General features: G+C 40.5%; 21 protein-coding genes and 3 tRNA genes. 3 read left to right on the forward strand and 21 right to left on the reverse strand.

Annotated features, from left to right (window positions below; genetic code table 11):
• Positions 1-10 precede the first annotated feature (10 nt).
• From rplL to glgP, 15 genes are all read right to left on the reverse strand, one after another.
• Positions 11-400: a 50S ribosomal protein L7/L12 gene (rplL, locus tag A7Q09_RS06185; RefSeq protein ID WP_134390409.1), complete on the reverse strand. Its 390-nt coding sequence runs from the start codon at positions 398-400 to the stop codon at positions 11-13.
• A 280-nt stretch (positions 401-680) separates the two neighbouring features.
• The gene (gene rplJ / locus A7Q09_RS06190; protein ID WP_134390410.1) at positions 681-1,217 is read right to left on the reverse strand and encodes a 50S ribosomal protein L10; all 537 of its coding nucleotides are present in this window, start codon (positions 1,215-1,217) and stop codon (positions 681-683) included.
• A gap of 13 nt (positions 1,218-1,230) precedes the next feature.
• A complete protein-coding gene (gene rplA / locus A7Q09_RS06195; protein ID WP_134390411.1) occupies positions 1,231-1,950 on the reverse strand; it encodes a 50S ribosomal protein L1 in 720 nt (239 codons plus the stop codon).
• Between the two features lie 24 nt (positions 1,951-1,974).
• Positions 1,975-2,400 carry a 50S ribosomal protein L11 gene (rplK, locus tag A7Q09_RS06200; RefSeq protein WP_134390412.1) on the reverse strand — a complete coding sequence of 142 codons (426 nt, stop codon included), beginning with the start codon at positions 2,398-2,400 and terminating at the stop codon, positions 1,975-1,977.
• Between the two features lie 63 nt (positions 2,401-2,463).
• A complete protein-coding gene (gene nusG, locus A7Q09_RS06205) occupies positions 2,464-3,066 on the reverse strand; it encodes a transcription termination/antitermination protein NusG (RefSeq protein ID WP_134390413.1) in 603 nt (200 codons plus the stop codon).
• A 60-nt stretch (positions 3,067-3,126) separates the two neighbouring features.
• Positions 3,127-3,429: a preprotein translocase subunit SecE gene (locus A7Q09_RS06210; RefSeq protein ID WP_039721803.1), complete on the reverse strand. Its 303-nt coding sequence runs from the start codon at positions 3,427-3,429 to the stop codon at positions 3,127-3,129.
• A 10-nt stretch (positions 3,430-3,439) separates the two neighbouring features.
• A tRNA-Trp gene (locus A7Q09_RS06215) sits at positions 3,440-3,512 on the reverse strand.
• 36 nt (positions 3,513-3,548) lie between these two features.
• On the reverse strand, positions 3,549-4,733 hold the full coding sequence (gene tuf / locus A7Q09_RS06220) for an elongation factor Tu (RefSeq protein WP_134390414.1): 1,185 nt from the start codon (positions 4,731-4,733) through the stop codon (positions 3,549-3,551).
• 53 nt (positions 4,734-4,786) lie between these two features.
• Positions 4,787-4,859, reverse strand: a tRNA-Thr gene (locus tag A7Q09_RS06225).
• A 169-nt stretch (positions 4,860-5,028) separates the two neighbouring features.
• Positions 5,029-6,381 (reverse strand): exodeoxyribonuclease VII large subunit, encoded by a 1,353-nt coding sequence (gene xseA / locus A7Q09_RS06230; RefSeq protein WP_134390427.1) that lies wholly within the window; start codon positions 6,379-6,381, stop codon positions 5,029-5,031.
• Positions 6,382-6,405: 24 nt separating this feature from the next.
• Positions 6,406-7,014 carry a phosphoribosylglycinamide formyltransferase gene (gene purN / locus A7Q09_RS06235; RefSeq protein ID WP_134390415.1) on the reverse strand — a complete coding sequence of 203 codons (609 nt, stop codon included), beginning with the start codon at positions 7,012-7,014 and terminating at the stop codon, positions 6,406-6,408.
• Positions 7,015-7,041: 27 nt separating this feature from the next.
• A complete protein-coding gene (locus tag A7Q09_RS06240; RefSeq protein ID WP_134390416.1) occupies positions 7,042-7,563 on the reverse strand; it encodes an adenylyltransferase/cytidyltransferase family protein in 522 nt (173 codons plus the stop codon).
• A gap of 14 nt (positions 7,564-7,577) precedes the next feature.
• A complete protein-coding gene (gene fumC / locus A7Q09_RS06245) occupies positions 7,578-8,969 on the reverse strand; it encodes a class II fumarate hydratase (protein WP_134390417.1) in 1,392 nt (463 codons plus the stop codon).
• 37 nt (positions 8,970-9,006) lie between these two features.
• Positions 9,007-9,858, reverse strand: a complete 852-nt coding sequence (locus A7Q09_RS06250; RefSeq protein ID WP_134390428.1) for a PPK2 family polyphosphate kinase — start codon at positions 9,856-9,858, stop codon at positions 9,007-9,009.
• Positions 9,859-9,866: 8 nt separating this feature from the next.
• Entirely contained in the window at positions 9,867-11,585 is a 1,719-nt protein-coding gene (gene glgP, locus A7Q09_RS06255) for an alpha-glucan family phosphorylase (protein WP_166791937.1), read from the reverse strand.
• 152 nt (positions 11,586-11,737) lie between these two features.
• On the opposite strand from glgP, the gene A7Q09_RS06260 reads away from it, so the two are divergent.
• Positions 11,738-13,036, forward strand: a complete 1,299-nt coding sequence (locus A7Q09_RS06260) for an exo-beta-N-acetylmuramidase NamZ domain-containing protein (protein ID WP_244228577.1) — start codon at positions 11,738-11,740, stop codon at positions 13,034-13,036.
• On the opposite strand, the gene A7Q09_RS06265 is transcribed toward A7Q09_RS06260, so the two are convergent.
• Positions 13,029-13,922, reverse strand: a complete 894-nt coding sequence (locus A7Q09_RS06265) for a CHAD domain-containing protein (RefSeq protein WP_134390419.1) — start codon at positions 13,920-13,922, stop codon at positions 13,029-13,031. The two genes, A7Q09_RS06260 and A7Q09_RS06265, sit on opposite strands and share 8 nt — an antisense overlap.
• Before the next feature lie 117 nt (positions 13,923-14,039).
• On the opposite strand from A7Q09_RS06265, the gene rpmG reads away from it, so the two are divergent.
• On the forward strand, positions 14,040-14,207 hold the full coding sequence (rpmG, locus tag A7Q09_RS06270) for a 50S ribosomal protein L33 (RefSeq protein WP_009059060.1): 168 nt from the start codon (positions 14,040-14,042) through the stop codon (positions 14,205-14,207).
• Between the two features lie 27 nt (positions 14,208-14,234).
• On the opposite strand, the gene ispD is transcribed toward rpmG, so the two are convergent.
• The 4 genes from ispD to A7Q09_RS06290 form a co-directional block, all read right to left on the reverse strand.
• Positions 14,235-14,930, reverse strand: a complete 696-nt coding sequence (gene ispD / locus A7Q09_RS06275; RefSeq protein ID WP_134390420.1) for a 2-C-methyl-D-erythritol 4-phosphate cytidylyltransferase — start codon at positions 14,928-14,930, stop codon at positions 14,235-14,237.
• Positions 14,931-14,935: 5 nt separating this feature from the next.
• A complete protein-coding gene (locus A7Q09_RS06280) occupies positions 14,936-15,751 on the reverse strand; it encodes an MlaD family protein (RefSeq protein WP_134390421.1) in 816 nt (271 codons plus the stop codon).
• Between the two features lies 1 nt (position 15,752).
• Positions 15,753-16,499 (reverse strand): ABC transporter ATP-binding protein, encoded by a 747-nt coding sequence (locus A7Q09_RS06285; RefSeq protein WP_134390422.1) that lies wholly within the window; start codon positions 16,497-16,499, stop codon positions 15,753-15,755.
• Positions 16,500-16,682: 183 nt separating this feature from the next.
• Positions 16,683-17,459 carry an ABC transporter permease gene (locus tag A7Q09_RS06290; RefSeq protein WP_134390423.1) on the reverse strand — a complete coding sequence of 259 codons (777 nt, stop codon included), beginning with the start codon at positions 17,457-17,459 and terminating at the stop codon, positions 16,683-16,685.
• A gap of 224 nt (positions 17,460-17,683) precedes the next feature.
• Between A7Q09_RS06290 and A7Q09_RS06295 the strand changes: the two genes are divergently transcribed.
• Positions 17,684-17,759: transfer RNA gene (locus tag A7Q09_RS06295), tRNA-Arg, on the forward strand.
• Positions 17,760-17,967: 208 nt separating this feature from the next.
• On the opposite strand, the gene A7Q09_RS06300 is transcribed toward A7Q09_RS06295, so the two are convergent.
• Positions 17,968-18,312, reverse strand: coding sequence for a hypothetical protein (locus A7Q09_RS06300; protein ID WP_134390424.1), 345 nt, complete (start codon positions 18,310-18,312; stop codon positions 17,968-17,970).
• Positions 18,313-18,715: the final 403 nt, after the last annotated feature.

An 18,715-nucleotide genomic window follows, 5' to 3' on the forward strand; every position in this document is an offset into this window, starting at 1 on the left:
AACGCAGTTATTATTTAATTTCGACTTTAGCTCCAGCAGCCTCTATTTTTTTCTTTATCTCTTCAGCTTCCTCCTTTGATACTCCATCTTTTAGAAGTTTGGGAGCCCCTTCGACAAGCGCTTTAGCTTCCGCCAGCCCAAGCCCCGCAATCGCCGCCCTTACCTCTTTAATCACGGCAATTTTATTTGGCCCAATCTCTTTCAGATAGACCGCAAAGGTTGTTTTCTCTTCTGCAGGAGTTTCTGCAGCTTGCTGAGCTCCAGTCGGGGCTGCTGCTGCCACTGCAACAGGAGCTGCAGCACTAACCCCCCACTTGGCTTCCAACTTTTTTACTAGCTCAGAAGCTTCCAATATCGTCAGTTTACTTAATTGATCGACAAGCATATCCAGATCAGCCATTGTATCCTCCTTTCATTCCACCTAGAGACAGGCACCCGCTCTGTCAATTCTCCTTGGAGGGCTCCAAGGCTAGGTGGACATTTCGCCCTCTTCTTTTCATGTTCCTTTGTCCCTATTTTTCTTGAATATTTTCAAAAAAAATACTTTACAAAGGATAAACTTTTCTGACATATAAAAGCCAAAACTTTACTCCGTTTTTCTCTTACTTGGAAGAGGTGGCTTTCCCCAGGTAAGCAAATTACTTTCCATTCTCTCAATCAAATAAGACAATGCACGGTTTTTAATTTTCCTTCTTTGAATAGATCTCTACTAAGCGTGCAAGGGCAGTAGCTGGCTCATTAATTAATCTCACCAATCTTACCGCAGGTAATTGAAGAGTCCCAAGAATTTGTCCCCTTAAAACTTCCAAACTAGGCAACTCCGCTAATTTCAGAAAATCCTCTTCGCTAAGAAGGGCATTGTCCATGAAAGCGCCCTTAACCTTTGGAAGTTGAAACTCAGCAATAAAATTTTTCAACACTTTGGCCACTCCAGCCACATCTTTAGCTTCCGAAAACAAAATCGCCGTTGGACCTTTCAATAAGTTCGCTTCAATAAAATCCTTCTGCTGAGGCATAACCATTTTGGTTTCTTCTAAGGCAAGCCTTAGCAATGTATTTTTCAAAACAAGGCAGCGACAATTGACCGCTCTTAGCCTTTTTCTTAATTCAGAAAAAACGGCAACCTTTAACCCCGTAAAATCGATTAAAACGATCAATGAAGAAGCTTTGACAATTTCTAAAATTTGTTCTTTTAAAGCTATTTTTTCTGTTCTCATAGCACCTTATTCCTTATTTGACAACCAAGTAAGGATCAACACGAATACTTGGCGATTGGCTTAAAGATATAGCCATAGACTGAAAGTATTTGCCTTTAGAGGAATGTGGTTTGGCTTTTGCCACCGCTTCCACAATAGCTTTTATATTGTCTTCCAAAGCCTCTTTGGGGAAAGAAGCTTTGCCAGCTACGACATGGAGATTAGCCGTCTTGTCCACCTTATATTCAACTCTTCCCTTCCTAAATTCCTTTATAGCTCCAACAACATCTTCTGTAACCGTTCCTGTTCTAGGATTAGGCATGAGCCCTCTTGGTCCAAGAATTTTCCCAAGTTTTCTAACCTCCTGCATCGCATCGGGTGTCGCGATAGCCACATCAAAATCAGTAAACCCCTCCTGCACTTTTTTTATTAGATCCTCATATCCAACATAATCCGCCCCTGCCTCTTTCGCACTTTCAGCCGCACTCCCCTTGGCAAAAACAGCTATCTTCATTGATTTTCCTGAGCCATGTGGGAGACTCACCGTCCCACGAACCATCTGATCACTTTGCTTAGGATCCACTCCTAAATGAAAAGCCACATCTACTGATTCGTCGAATCCTGCTTTAGGCATGTTCTTTAATAGCTCTAATGCCTCAGGCAAAGAATAGGTCCTATTCTTTTCAACCTTTTCAGCTGCCAACCGGTATCTTTTGCTTCTTTTCTTCGCCATGAGTTTCTCCTCCCCATCCATTTTTGATTCTCCATTACTTATCCATTAATCGATAACCTCTATTCCCATATTCCTTGCAGTCCCCTCGATCATTCTCATTGCTGCTTCTTCGGTCGAAGCGTTTAGATCTTTCCATTTGATTTTTACAATATCCTTAATCTGAGCCCGAGTTACTTTTCCCACTTTCGTTCGGTTTGGCTCTTTAGAACCACTTGCGATGTTGGCGGCCTTCTTCAATAATACAGAGGCGGGTGGGGACTTCGTTATGAAAGTAAATGTCTTATCTTTATAGATAGTAATTACCACGGGCAATATGTTTCCCGCTTCCTTCTGAGTTGCCGCATTAAACTCCTTACAAAATGCCATAATATTGACCCCATGCTGTCCTAGCGCCGGACCAACTGGAGGAGCAGGATTTGCCTGGCCAGCAGGTATCTGCAACCGAACAATAGCACTCACTTCTTTAGCCATAGTTTTTCCCAATTTTTAAAATGATTCCTTCTAATAGAATGAGCTTTGGATCAAAGATAAATTTTAAGTCGCCTTTTCTACTTGCCAATACTCAAGTTCTACTGGGGTAGAACGCCCAAAAATATTAACAGAAACCCTCAGTTTGCCTCTTTCCAAATCCACCTCCTCAATTACCCCCTCAGAATTCAAAAAAGGCCCATCTCCCACTTTGACTCGATCCCCAACGGAGAAAACAGTTTTGGGTAAGATACTTTCTGTCCTTTCCTGAATTTGCCTCAACATCCCCTCGACTTGTTCCTTGGGCATAGGTAAAGGATTTTCTCCATCCGCAAATCCTATCACACCAGGAGTATCTCGAATAAAATACCAACAGCGCTCAATTAACTTACCAGAACTATCCCTTAATTGAATCTGGATAAATACATAGCCTGGATAGAGTTTTCTATTAACCTCAATTCTTTTCCCCTTTCGGACTTCTGATACTCTTTCTACAGGAATAATCACTTCGCCAACAAGATCCTGCATTTCTTCGGTCTTGATCCTCTTTTCTAAATTTTTTTTAACTTTTTCTTCCTGTCCAGAAAGAACGTGTAAGGCATACCATTGCATCTTTTGAGATTTTGCAGCAATCTCATCTATTGGCTCATTAGAATATTCCACTTTCATCCTTACTGTACTTTTTTCTCTAATTAGATAGAAGAGACCAAAGACTGCCCCCTATTGCAACTAAAAATGTAGTGTTATTATAAAATGTACTACTCTTACTAATATAAAATCAGCAGAAGTCACTATTGCCGCTAATATAATGGAATATATAGACACAGCCAACGTCGAATCAATCAATTCTTTATACTTTCTTATCCCCTTTTCCTTTGGATCCCATGGCCATGTACACTTTTTAAGCTCAACGATAACCTCTCCAATAAAAGCTCGAATCAATGTCCCCTTTTTTTTCCAGAGCCAGACTAAGAGAGCCGCACTCAAAAAAAGGACAACAATGTTAACAACCTCGATCCAAGAAATAGCCATTTTTATATTACAGGGCAGGAGGGACTCGAACCCCCAACCGACGGTTTTGGAGACCGCTACTCTACCAATTGAGCTACTGCCCTAATTTACTGTTTTTTGATCAGTTTTTCAAGCCTCTTTTATTCAAGAATTTCAGTCACAACTCCAGCTCCAACCGTCTTTCCTCCTTCGCGAATGGCAAAGCGCATTGACTTTTCCATGGCGATAGGAGAAATCAGCTCCACGGTAAATTCAACATTATCCCCTGGCATGACCATCTCCACGCCTTCTTTCAATGAAACCGTTCCAGTCACATCGGTTGTCCTGAAGAAAAATTGCGGTCTATACCCATTGAAAAAGGCGGTATGTCTGCCTCCTTCTTCTTTCTTTAAAACATAGACCTGAGCCTTAAATTTGTTATGAGGAGTTATCGTACCAGGCTTGGCAACGACCTGCCCCCTTTCCACATCATCCTTTTTAATACCTCGAAGCAAGAGGCCAACATTATCCCCTGCTTCCGCTGTATCCAACGTCTTCCTAAACATCTCTATGTCTGTCACTACGGTCTTGATCGTTGGCCTAAGCCCCACAATCTCTACTTCTTCCATCCGCTTTAATGTCCCTCTCTCGACTCTACCGGTGACCACAGTACCACGACCCTCAATGTTGAAGACATCTTCGATCGGCATCAAAAAGGGTTGATCTTTCGGTCTTTCTGGAATTGGAATATAATTATCCATCGCTTCGACAAGCTCAAGAATGCTCTTTTCGTATTCAGGATCTCCTTCAAGAGCCTTCAAGGCACTCCCTTTGATAATCGGAATTTTATCTCCAGGAAACCCATATTGAGTCAACAACTCTCTTACTTCGAGCTCGACTAGTTCCAGCAATTCCTTATCATCGACCATATCCACTTTATTTAGAAAAACAACGATATAGGGAACCCCAACTTGCCGGGCTAAAAGGATATGCTCTCTTGTTTGAGGCATCGGACCATCAGCCGCACTTACCACCAAGATCGCTCCATCCATTTGGGCTGCCCCAGTAATCATGTTTTTGATATAATCTGCATGTCCAGGACAATCCACATGGGCATAGTGTCTTTTCTCCGACTCATATTCCACATGGGCCGTGTTGATGGTAATGCCACGTTCTTTTTCCTCTGGAGCTTTGTCGATCTGCTCATATGCCATTTTTTGTGCAAGCCCTTTTTTGGCGAGCACAAATGTTATAGCCGAAGTTAAAGTTGTTTTACCATGATCGACATGACCAATTGTTCCCACATTAATATGGGGTTTTTTTCGTAAAAATGCCTCCTTTGCCATTGACCTTCCCTCTTTTTAGTTCAGTTATTCCTAAGTTATTATTTTTTTTTACGAGCCCATGACCGGGATTGAACCGGTGACCCCGTCCTTACCAAGGACGTGCTCTACCAACTGAGCTACATGGGCAAAAAGCAATATGCTTCTTATTATAAATCAATCCAATGCTTATTAAAATATATATATACTATATTCCTGATATACTCTTTTGTTTCAATGAATATGAAAAGAGTTAGCAATATAATACAAAAATTTTCTTTTCGTCAAGAACTCCTAGCAAACAAAAAACCTTTCTTCTTCAAAGAGGAAAATCTTCCTCTTTGCTTCGAACTGTTTTCTCCACTACTCCTAACAGCTTTCCTTTCGAAAGAACGACAATGACTTTTTCTCCCCTGACAACACTCCCAGCATCTTTTAATAGTTGGCCCTGTTGATCAAAGGCCATTGCGTAGCCTCTGTCGAGAACAACCTGAGGGCTAACCGATTCGAGCCTAGCTCCCCAAAGTTTTAATGCCTCTCTAAGACAACGAATATGCTGCATAGGATCGAAGGACTTTAGCCGTAAACGCAGTTGAGCCTGTTTTGTCCGTATCCGTTCGACAGCCACCATGGCCGCTTTTTCAAGGGATTGTTCAAGCATATCCACATTTTGCCGAAGCAATCCTACGTAGCGGGAGGGTTCAGCAAGACTAGAACTGCTTCTGATTTTTTCTAACCTTTCTTTCCATATTTCAATAAACTGGAGAGAAAACCGATAAATTCTCTGCCGCAAATGCTCAAGCTCTTGCCTCCATTCCTCCCAATCCCTGGATACAATCTCCGCCGCCGCCGAAGGCGTTGGAGCCCTCACATCAGCAACAAAATCGGCGATTGTAAAATCCGTTTCATGCCCGACAGCAGAAACTGTTGGAATCATACAGCGAAAAAGCGCTCTTGCCACTTGCTCCTCATTAAAAGCCCACAAGTCTTCCAAGCTACCACCTCCTCGAGCTAGAACCAAGATGTCCACCTCATGAGCTAAACTAAATTCCTCTATAGCCCTCGCTATTTCGACAGCCGCTCCATTTCCTTGCACTCTTACATCTCGAACATAAATTCTTATGCCAGGAGCCCTTCGTTGCAAAATTCTGGAAAAATCTTGAATCACTGCTCCTTTTAAAGAGGTTATAATTCCTATTTTTTCTGGAAAAAGAGGGAGCTTTTTTTTCCTCGATAAATCAAAAAGGCCTTCTTGAGAAAGTTTTCGTTTCAATTCCTCGAACTTTTCTAACAGTGATCCAGCCCCTTTTTTCTTAGCTTCTAGCACCCTGAGTTGATACTGTCCTTTTGTCTCGTAAACCGTTAACAACCCCCTGACCACAACAGAAAGCCCATCTCTTAACTCGAATGTGAGCTTCTGGGCCTCACTCCTAAAAAATACAGCGTTGATCACAGCTGTTTCATCTTTCAATGTAAAATAACAATGTCCAGAACTAGGAATTCTTAAGTTGGAAATTTCCCCAATTACCCAGACTTCTCCAATTTGCCCTTCCAAAAGAAATCGAATTTTTTTTGTCAACTCGCTAACCGTCCAAGGGGCACTGAAGCCATCAAAAAGAGCATTTTGCCGTGCAACATCGCTCTGCCAAAGATCCAATTCCGTTTCTTTCATCACTGATTTTAGTGGATAAAGAGATTATTTGGCATATTTTTTGATCCAATCCAAGCAGAGATCTTTCAGCACCTTAGGATACAATTCATGCTCTGCTTGTTGTATTCTAGCATGTAAACTTTCCGGAGTATCCCCTGGCAGAACAGGAACCTTAGATTGGGCAATGATTTTACCCCCATCCACCTCTTTGCTTACCCAATGAATGGTGCAGCCAGTTTCCGCAACGCAAGCCTCTAACGCTGCTTTCCACGCTTCCTTTCCTTTGAAAGCAGGCAACAAAGAAGGATGAATATTCACTGTCCTGCCTTCAAAGGCCTTAAGAAAAGTCTCTTTTAAAACACGCATAAAGCCAGCTAGGACAACTAACTCAGAATGATACTGTTTTAAAACACGAACAAGTTCTTCTTCAATCCATGGCTCCAGCCAAGTTTTGTATTTTCCACAAGGCAACACTGCTGTGGGAATACCCAGCTCGGTAGCTCTTTTTATAATCAAAGCCTCAGGATTGTCCGAAACCACCACACAAATCCTAGCAGGGAGTTGGCCCATAGAGACCGCTTTAGCAATGGATAAAAAATTGCTGCCTTTCCCAGAACCAAGCACAGCAATGTTGACTAGCTTAGAATTTGACATGAGAATGCTCAGCTTTGACATTCCTCATTAATCTGCAGAGGGGACTCCTTTTCGTATTCTTTCCACTATTCCCGAAGTCGATCGACCAGGATATAAGGGAACAAATTTGATGAGTGCCTGGCATCTGTCTAGAACTTCTTTTTCCTCCTGGTGGATCGTTTGGGAAGAATAGTCTGCACCCTTAACATAAATCACAGGCCTAACCAAAGAAAGAAATGTCGTGGCTCGTGCTTCTGGAAAAATAGTCACAGCATCCACATACTTAAAAGATCCAACGATAGTGGCTCTTTCCCACTCAGAAAAGTAAGGTCTTTGAGCCCCTTTTAATTCTTTTACCGACTGATCCCCATTGATGCCTACCCAAAGAAAATCTCCCAATTTTTTTGCCTCTCTGAGAAGGGTCAAATGTCCAAAATGGAATAGATCAAAACAACCATTGGTCACGACAATGCTTCTAGTTTCTAGGAACTGACGAAAAGCAACCACTTTATCCATGGGTATAAACCAAAAGCTTGTTTCCATTCCCAATAAAGCACTTCGAGTATTCATGATTGTGCTTTGAATTATTCAATACCGATCATTTTTTCAGGCTGCACATACCGGTCATATTCCTCTGCGGTCAATATTCCCAATGCTATAGCTGCTGTTTTCAAAGAGCAGTTTTCCTGGTAGGCTTTTTTGACAATTTTTGCAGCCAAATCATATCCAATTTTAGGTGTCAACACGGTGATGAGCATCAATGAATTATCAACATATTCTTTCAATTTCTTAATATTGACTTGCAACCCCTCGATACAAAAGCGTCTAAAGTTCTTACATGCATCAGCTAAAAGACGGATGGACCGAAGGACATTCCATATAATAAGAGGCTTAAAAACATTCAATTCAAAATTCCCCTGGCTTCCCGCTATGGCTACGGCTGTATCATTACCCATGACCTCAATGCAGACCATGGAGAGCGCCTCCGCTTGCGTAGGATTCACCTTGCCAGGCATAATAGAAGAGCCGGGTTCGTTTTCAGGAAGTATTAATTCCGCAAGCCCACATCGTGGACCAGATCCCATTAAACGAATATCAGAAGCAATTTTAAACAGAGAGGCAGCTAGTCCTTTAAGAGCCGAACTTAATGCTAGAAGTGGTTCGTGACCAGCCAGATAGGCAAACTTATTTTGAACCGAAAAAAAGGGAAGATTCGTCCATTGGGCTATTTTTTTTGCTACCTCTTCTCCAAAAAGCGGATGCGCATTGATCCCTGTGCCTACGGCGGTGCCGCCAATAGCCAATCCATAGACTTTCTCTAAGCTAGATTTTATATGAGAAATACCAATATCAATCTGAAAAACATAACCACTGAATTCTTGTCCAACGGAAATCGGAGTCGCATCCATCAGATGGGTACGACCTATTTTTATAATGTGAAAAAATTCCTTTGATTTCAATTCTATAGCATCCCTTAGCTTAGAAACTTCAGGCAAAAGAAGATTGTGAGTTGATAAGGCTGCAGCAATATGCATAGCCGATGGGAAAACATCATTAGAAGACTGGCAGCGGTTCACATCGTCATTAGGATGTACAGGACTTTTAGATCCAAGAGGAAACCCAGCCAATTCGTTTGCTCGATTGGCAATGACTTCATTGCAATTCATATTTGTTTGAGTGCCACTGCCAGTTTGCCACACATGGAGTGGAAAATGATCATCCAACTGGCCTTGATAAATTTCATCACAAGCTTTCAGAATCCATTTTTTTTTCTCTTCGGAAAGCAACTTCAATTCGGCATTGGTTAATGCAGCCGCTTTCTTGATCAATGCCAAGGCTCTAATCAGCTCAATGGGCATTTTTTCTTGACCAATTGAAAAATGAATCAAGGACCGAGCCGTCTGGGCTCCATAATATTTATCTGAAGGAACATCAATAGTTCCAAGAGAATCTGTTTCTTGTCGGTAAGTTACCATAAATTTCCTTTTTCTTACTTTTAACAATCGCAAAAGCTCAGTTATAAAATAGCGCCTTTAGCTTTTCTTTTTCCTCTTCATTTAATTTAGGATAATCCAGTTGTAAGGCTTCCATTTTTTCTACGATTATGCTAGCAGCCAGCAGTTGGCTGTACCACTTATGATCTGCTGGTAAAATGTACCAAGGACATTGTATGGTAGAAGTCTCTGAAAGCAGCTTTTCATAGGCAGCAATATACTCAGGCCATTTTTTTCTTTCCATCAGGTCCGAAAGAGATAATTTCCACTGCTTATCTTCCCTTTCGATTCTTTCTGCCAATCGCTTATCCTGCTCTTTTTTTGATAAATGAAGAAAAAACTTGATAATCAAAAGCCCGTTTTCTACAAGAAACCGTTCAAAGTGGTTGATGGCCGAAAATCTTTTTTCCCAGAATTTTTCATCAACAGTCTGTTGAGGAAACCTTTCTTTTTCAAGAAGTTCTGGATGGACTCTAGTCACCAGAAGTTCTTCATAATAAGATCTATTGAAAATTCCAATGTGACCTTTGGCAGGTAATCTTTTCCAACATCGCCATAAAAAGTCATGTTCTAATTCCTCAACTGTAGGTTTTTTAAAACTATAAACCTCAACACCCTGCGGATTTAATCCAGACAAAACATGTTTAATCAGACTATCCTTCCCCGCACAATCCATTCCTTGTAGAATAATCAGTAAAGAATAGGTATTCCGGGCATAAAATTTATCCTGCAAACTGATCATTTTTTCTATATCTGCACTCAGCTTTGTTAAAGCTTCTTCTTTCCTCCTAAAATGGCCTGTATCGGCAGGATCAAAATCCGCTAAAGAGACCTTTTGCCCTTCTTTAATTAGATAAGCAGCCGTATTCATCATACTTTTCAATAATAGGCTTTTATTACATACTGCATGAGCATCCGTTGCGCATTAAAAAAAGAACCATTAATGGCGATGCAGGAACGCATAATTAATGAATAAGCATCCTTATTCTTATAAAAGAGGGGCATAACTACTTTTTCCAGTTTGTCATAGAGAGCCTCAGCATCCCGATCGTTGCTATGGTCATCTTCTCCTCCTTCTTTTCTTTGAAAATGATCCATCCCAATAGACCATCCAGTCATCCCCTCAATGCAGCCCTCTATCCACCATCCATCCAGAACGCTCAAAGAGGGAACACCATTGATAGCCGCTTTCATCCCACTGGTTCCAGAAGCTTCCAATGGCGGGAGCGGATTGTTTAACCAGAGATCGACTCCAGCCACAATCCTTTTAGCTAAAGCCAAATCATAATTTTCTAAAAAAACAAGTTTTACTTCAGGACTCAAAGAAGAATGGATAGCATGGATTCTTTGGATAATTTTTTTGCCCTCTTCGTCTTTAGGGTGCGCCTTGCCTGCAAAGACTAATTGCAGCGGTCCTATGGCTTTTGCAATAGAGTTTAGCCGATCAAGATTGGAAAAAATAAGCTCTGGTCTTTTGTATGCGGTCATTCTTCGGGCAAAACCAATTGTAAAATTATCAATCTCCATGCCAATGTTTTTCTGTCTATTCACAAAGTCCAATAAATGCCTTTTGTTAATCAAATGGGCTTCCCAAATTTGCTTTAAAGGAATAGCAATAGCATAACGAATACTGAAAATATCCTCCCTCCAGTGAGGGATATGTTTATCAAAAAGTTCCTGAATTGGCTGACTGGCCCAAGAGGGCACATGGACCCCATTAGTGATGGCATCTATTTCATAATGGGAAAAGAGCATTCGAGAAACTTCCGAATGTCTTTTGGCAACGCCGTTAATATAATGACTAAGATTTAAAGCTAGATAAGTCATGTTTAGGAAGTCCCCACAACAGAAAATATCCCTGAGCTCCCCATAATAGAAAGGAAAGAAAGGTAAAACCTCTTTTACAAGAGAAAGAGGAAACTTATCATGACCAGAAGCCACCGGTGTATGCGTTGTGAAAACACAAAGGGCCCTGACCGCTTCGATATCCTCCCAAGAAATAGGCTCATGCTTTGTTTCGGATATTTCTCTAAGCAACTCAAGAGTCAAGAGGCTAGAATGGCCCTCATTCATGTGAAATCTATCTATTTTCTTATAGCCTAAAGCCCGAAGCATCCGTACGCCTCCAATCCCTAAAACAGCCTCTTGACATAATCTATAACGGTCATCTCCACCATATAAAAAACCACTAAGACTTCTATCATAAGGATCGTTTTCTGGAAGATCGGTATCTAAAAAATAAACAGGAACTTTATGCTCATTCTGCTCAATTTCATAGAGCCAACAGCGAACCGTCACCTCTCTATTTTCCAGTTGAATTTTTATTCGGGGTTGCTGTTCTACAAGAAAATCATCAACTACCCATTCTACGGGTTCTTCTCTTTGGACTCCATGCTCATCAATCTTTTGAAAGAAATACCCTTTGCGATAAAGCAGACTAACTCCAACCATCGAAAAGCCGACCGAAGCAGCGGCACTTAATGTGTCTCCAGCCAAAACACCGAGTCCTCCACTATAAGTAGGAATGCGCTCATCAACAGCGATTTCCATTGAAAAATAAGCAATAGTGCGATAGATAGAATTTTTAAAATGATTCATTTTAGGGGGTATGGCTTCTCACACCCAGAGGACTATGCTTAGCTTTTTGATTGTATACTGAAGAATAGAGAATATCAAACTTTATTCCCAACTCCTACAAACAAAAATATTGTCTTGCTTACTTTGCTCGCATGCATAAAAATGATAAAAAAATGAAAAGATCCCTATTGGGTCTATTGCTTTTCATTTTTTTTGTTTTAATTCACAACTTCTTCTCCTGTCTCAATGCAGCCGTTCTTCTTGGGATTGACGTTTTACGGGAAGAAAATTTCGCCCCTTTAAGAGGGAAAAGAGTAGGACTTATTACTAATCAAAGTGGTGTAGATTCTCATGGAGTACCTACCAGACTGATACTCCAAAAGGCACCTGGGGTCAAACTCGTCAGCCTTTTTGCCCCAGAGCATGGCATTGAAGGAAAAATCAAAGCCGGAGATGAAGTTCCCTCTCATCGAGATAGACTGACGGGTTTAAAGGTTTTTTCCCTCTATGGAGCAACAAAAAAGCCGACGCAGGCAATGCTAAAGAATCTTGATTGTTTAGTTTTCGACGTTCAGGACATTGGCTGCAGAAGCTATACTTTCGTAAGCACTATGGTGGCAGCGATGGAGGCCTGTGGAGAAGCCCAAATTCCTTTTTATGTACTAGATAGACCTAATCCTCTTGGTGGACTACGTGTGGAGGGACCAATGGTTAATCCCAGCTGGAAATCCTTCGTCAGTTTTATTCCTGTACCTTATGTGCATGGAATGACAGTGGGAGAAATAGCCCAGATGGCTAATGACAGGGGGTTCATCTCGCATCCCTGCCAACTTTATGTAATTCCCATGAAAGGATGGAATCGATCCATGGTATGGCAAGATACTGGCTTGCGATGGATCCCTACCTCTCCCAATATACCAAGAGAAGACACCCCTGTTTACTATGTCGTCACAGGTCTTGTTGGCAGTCTATCAGGACTTGAACTTGGAACAGGCACAACAGAAGCCTTTAGGCTGATAGCAGCCAAAGGACTGGATGGCTATCAGTTGGCAAGAGAAATAAACGGATTGAATCTTCCTGGAGTTCTTGCTGTTCCTAGATCTATTAATGGACTTATTGGATTAGAATTGCAGATCGATCCTAAAACTCCTGCCAATCTCACCGCTCTTGCTGTCTTTCTTGCGTCTCGAATCAACAACATGGCCCATCCAAGTCCTTTTCAAAGATCTTCTGTTGCCCATAGAAACCTTTTTTTTAAAGTCTATGGCAGTCCTCTTATTCTGACAGAGCTCAATACCTACAGATCCCTTCAATCCATTGCACGAAAATGGGCTTATGAGCTAAATGCTTTTTTATTAGCCAGAAACCGTTATTTGCTCTATCCAAGTAAGATAAAAACCATAGAGGAAAAAATTCCCATCAAAAAGGCACAAAAGGTCAACAGGACAGAGGACTCTGATTCTTTTAAGTAACAATACGTTGAATGTTTTTTTCAAAATCAGCCGTTACAACTTTTTTAGCCACAGATAACGCTTTTTTTTCCTTTTCCTTTTCAAGAGTATCCAGTAGCAAGATAAAGTTTTTGAAAGATTTATTCTGTCCTTCTTTAAGATATTTCCTGTTCATAAGAAAAGAGGCAAGCACATGAAAATCATGTGCTTGACCAAGTAGTTGTTCGATCTGTTTAAATTTTTTTAGGACTTTGCTTAGCTCTTTAGAAGCGTTTTGCCGCATGCAAAGATCAAGGAGATAGTAAAATCTCTTTGTTTTGAGTCTCCAACGATGAAACGAATCAGCCGATTCTTCTTTTATAGCTCTTTGCATTGTTTTTTTTACAGCTTGAAATCCTTTTGTTAATCTTTCTAAGATTATTTTTTTTTCGATTGCTCGTTTAGCTAATTGACTAAGCAGCTTTTCTTTGGCTTCTAAAAGCACTTCCATAGCCGAAGCAAGCTTTTTAGAAGCATCCATCTTCTCCCCATTAGAAAAGGATTGGTTTTGGTTCCATTCCAACGATTGTTCTTCCAAAAGACGATCAATTTCGTTGGGAATTATCAATTGAGGATCATCTTTCTTAATTTTTCTAAGAACATCTAGCGACACATGCGAATCTCTTATAGAACCTAAGCTTGACATAGCCATCTTGACACGATGCTTTTCTTTTTCTAAAAGACGGCAATCAAGTATTGGCTTAAAAAAATAATAAAGGGCACGCAATTTTTTGCCTAATACTCTTAGATCATGGATCTGTTCAGCGAAGCTTTCTGGATTTTTCCATTTCAAAAGGTCCTTGGAGGCAGTATCCCATAAATCCAGGCATTCCTGCTGTTTGCTTATTCTCCTAACTAGCTTTTCCATAATAAGAAAAGATCGGTTAAAAAATATCTATCAGTTTAAAAAGAAAAAAAAGGGCCAATTTCTTCTCTTTTATTCTTTCCATTGACAATCATTTTTTTAAGAAATAAAGTTTAAAACATGCCAAGAGAACAGATCATCCTTGAATGCACGGAAGCGAAGGCCGAAGGCAAACCTGCTTCTCGCTACTATGGAACAAAGAACAAAAAGTTACAACAAGGCAAGATTGAACTCAGAAAGTATAATCCTTTTCTTAGACGTCACACCCTACATCGAGAAATTAAATAAAAAAAGCTATAGAAATAGGCTAATGGGTTAGTTAAATTTCTCCTTTTGCAAAAGGAGATTTGCTATCTCCCAATCTTCTTGCAATGTCATCTTCATGTTATTTCCTTTATAGAAAACGACTTTTACAGTTCCCCCAATTCGCTCAACAGCGGAGGCATCATCGGTTACTATATCCCCTTGGTTTTGTAATGCCATATAGGCCTTTTCCAATAAAGACCTTTTAAAAATCTGAGGCGTCTGCACCGTCCATATTTTGCTTCTGTCCAGGGTCTTAAGGATTTTTCCATCCATATCTACTTCTTTTAGAGTATCCGAACAAGGTTTCCCGCAAACAGCTGCTCCCATTTCTCTTGCTGCTTGGAAGACTACTGAAATAAGTCCTTCGCTAATAAAAGGTCTAGCCGAGTCATGAACCATTACATATTCCCAAAGAGAATCCAAAGCCAATAATCCCTGATAGACCGAATCTTGCCTTTCTTTGCCCCCTTCTACAATTTTTATATCTTTACCATGACAAAGGGTTGAAATTTTTTCCATCGCCCTTTCGAGATTTTCTTTCGATACAACCACGACAATTTGTCCCACTAAAGGAGAGCTCAGAATTCTATGCAAACAGATTTCCAAAGGACATAGTCCATTAGCAAACGGTTTGAATATCTTGTCAAAACCCATCCGCTTGCTTTGTCCAGCCGCAACAAGAATGGTTCCTATAGAAGCATTCATCGTGTCTATTTGACATTGCTTTTTCCCATTTTTGCCTTTAGAACCGGGCCTTTGGTTTTTGTTCCTTCGCGGGCTTGCACCGATTCTGCTTTAGCTTCTTCTTTGGCAGCAACATCCGAATAAAAAAGAATGCCTTTTTTTCGGAGATTGAAAACGAAAGCGGACAGATTTTCTGAAATTTCAGGATCGTTAAGAATCTTTGCTAGTGGTCCTTTACCATACTGAGCGTCTGCCAGTAGCTGATCAGTTCGACTCAAAACCAACCGCAACTCCTTTATAGTAGCTCGAAGATCAGCTGCAGTTTCCTCTGTCAATACATTCTGATTGATCCTGTTTACAATGGTTCCCGCCCCTTCAAGTAATTGGGTCGCCGAATTTATTAAAGGAGTGATCTGACTTGTCACATCACTTAAGGTTGAAGCTCTAGTTCCCCGAACCTTATCCCCATTCCGTAAAAAAGGAGCCGTTACTCCTTTAGGAGTAATGGCAATAGCTTTATCCCCTAACATCCCTACATCTACAATTTGAAACAAAGCATCCTTACGGATTTTAGCATCAGCGTTAATTTTTATATCTACCTCCACTGCCCTCCCCTCCCTTATTTGCCGTGGGGTACTGATCACTCTACCAACTGGTGCACCCGCAAAATAAACAGGCGCACCCTTAATCAATCCATAAGCATTAGGAAACTCGACAGTAATTTGATATGAAGGACGAAATTTTTCCCCATACCGGCCGAAATAAATGATCAATGCCCCTAAAATCGCTAGTCCTATCAAAAGAAATAAACCCACCTTCAATTCCAAATTTTTTGGTTCCATTTCAATTACACCTCACTTCGGATTCTATAATCCCATGTACAAAATTCCGAATCACTGGATCCTTAGAAGATTCGAACTCTTGTGGGGTCCCAATAGAATAAATTTTACCATTATAGAGCATGGCTACAGTGATTCCCAATTGCCGAACCGCCTCCATATCATGGGTAACTATAACAGTAGTTACATTAAATTCTTTGTTTAAAGAACAAATAAGAGCGTTAAGTTCCGAAGAGGCTATAGGATCAAGTCCAGCAGTGGGTTCATCGAAAAATATGATCTTCGGTTTGGCTATAACTGCACGAGCCACGGCTACTCTTTTTCGCATTCCTCCACTAAGCTCAGATGGCATCTTCTTTTCCTGGCCTTTTAACAAAAGCCTTTCTAAAAGTTCACTCACTTCTTTCTTAATCTCTTTTTCACTCATTCCTCCTTTTTCCCGCAAGGCAAAAGCAACATTTTCTTCAACGGTCATAAAATCAAATAGGGCACCATTCTGAAAAACCATTCCCATATCTCTCCGTAAGGGAGCAAGTTTTCTTTCCGAAAGGGTTACAATATTTTGACCCTTATACCAAACTTCTCCAGAATCTGGCTTTATTAAGCCAAGAATAATGCGTAAAAGGACACTTTTACCCCCTCCGCTCCTTCCTATAATCATGAACCGGTCTCCTTCAAGGATTTCAAAATTGACTCCATCTAAAACAACTGTTCCATTGAAAGTTTTTTTGATATTGACTACCTTCAGCATCTTTCTGCTACCTTTTTGTGCGATTCAAGAACAAATAAGTTCTTTTCCCTGCTCTCTTTTTTTGTTTCTCTACCCTTCTCCATCATTTATCAGTTATCAGACACAAACAACAGAACACCCACATACTTATATTTTCTTACAAATACCCACCTTATAAGCATTTGTCATTTATCTATCTCTTCTTTATCCTGCAAACAGGATATTCATAAGAAAACTAAAGAAAAAGTTAGAAATAAGAATGGATATCGAAGAATATACCATTGCCTGCGTCGCAGCAATCCCTACTCCTTCAGCACTCAATTGACAATTAAGTCCCCGATAGCAGCTAATCAATACAATCAGTCCCCCAAAAAACATCCCTTTTAATTCTCCCATCCATACATCATCAAGCGATGTAAAGCGGATTGTATTTTCCCAATAATAAGCAGGCTCCACTCCCAGCAATGGCACAGAGACCAAATAGCCACAGAGAATACCTACTCCCGAAGTAATAGCCACAAGCAACGGCATAGAAACAACCAGGCCCAAAAAACGTGGCACAACCAGATATTGGGTCACGTATACTCCCAGAGCCCTCAAGGCGTCAATCTGTTCGGTCACTCTCATTGTTGAAATTTCTGCAGCCATTGCAGAACCTACTCGACCCGACACCATTAGAGCACAGAGTACAGGCCCCAATTCCCTTAACATGGCTAAAGTTACGACTGGGCCCGTAGCTGAACTCATTCCAAGTTTTCCAAAATGAAACTGCACTTGGGCTGCAAAAACAGCGCCTGTAAAAGCTCCGGTTATTAAAACTATCATCTGGGATTTTGCCCCAATAGATAAAATCTGCATCAAAAACAGCTTCCAACGTAATGGAAAACTAAAAAAGGAATAAATGGTATCAAGGAGGAGGAAAAAAATTTCACCCGTGCTTCTTAAAAATTGAATACACTGATGCCCAAGACGCTGTATCAATTTAATCCTCCTTTTTCTGTAACTGGATAGTGCTTTATTTTTTCGTTTTAATAAAAAAGAAAAAAAAAGAAAAAATTAAATTCCTAAAAATAAAAGAAAAAACTTATTCACTCTTTTTTGAAGATAAATAAGATATTTGAACTATCCTTTCCAAAAGGAAAACAAATGTAGCAAAGGTTGGCAATTCCTCTAGGAATGAAGCTATAGTATTATGATAGCTCTATGCACCCGTAGCTCAGTGGATAGAGCAGCGGATTTCTAATCCGTTGGTCGCGTGTTCGAATCACGCCGGGTGCGCCACGATAAATAGCCAAAAATCAAGAGTAGATCAAGATGGTAAGTTAAACTCAATAAAACTTATAAAAATGGAACAGTACCTCAGAATACATAAAAAAGCCCAAAAATTTTATCTCTCCTACAAGAATTTTTAGAATTTTTACTCTACCGACTGTCTCATTGGGAAGAAAGAAAGTATTTCGTTTACGGTTTCGGAGTAAAAGCATAACAATCAAGAAGATTTTTTAAGTTCTTCTACATCCAGTCGAACGGCTTTAGCCAAAATTTTTTCTATTAACTCTATTCTTTTCCCCTGCTCGGCGAACCTCGCGTTCACTGCTTCAAACCTGGAATTCATTTCTGAGCGGAGATCATCCAGCCTTTTCTCCATCGCTTCAAACCTAGAATTCATTTCTAACCGTAGGCTGTTCATTTCCCCTCGAAGACTGTTCATTTCCCCTCGTAGACTATTCATTTCCCCTCGAAGACTGTTCATTTCCCCTCGTAGACTATTCTGAAACCAGACCACAGCACCTATAACAGTAATGATTACCGTAATTGTTTGAACCCACTCCATTACTTAAGATTATCCAGTGCTTTATCTTTTTTGCAAGAAAACTATCGTTCTATGATAATACTGAGAGAGCATAGCATCTTAGTTTTGTGTCATAGATAGGATTCAGACAAGCCCACTGGCGTTACTTACTGTTACTAGAGAAGTAGTTGCCTTTCATAATAGCCTACGATTGGGAATGGAATAACCATTGAGGTTCCAGTTTTTTTACATTAGCTACAGAAGTTGTTCATGTTGCTTTATCCATAAAGTACAAACTCTGGTGAACTCAACATGCTTTTGGATTGACATCCTCCCCATGCCTAAAGGCAGGGGATTCCTGGAGATAACTGACCAGATTTAGCCAGGGCAAGCTCTCCGATGAGGGTGTTGAGGTTTTGATAGACCCTGACACTCTCATCGGCCT

This window comes from Methylacidiphilum sp. Yel (assembly GCF_004421185.1).
Taxonomy (GTDB): domain Bacteria; phylum Verrucomicrobiota; class Verrucomicrobiia; order Methylacidiphilales; family Methylacidiphilaceae; genus Methylacidiphilum.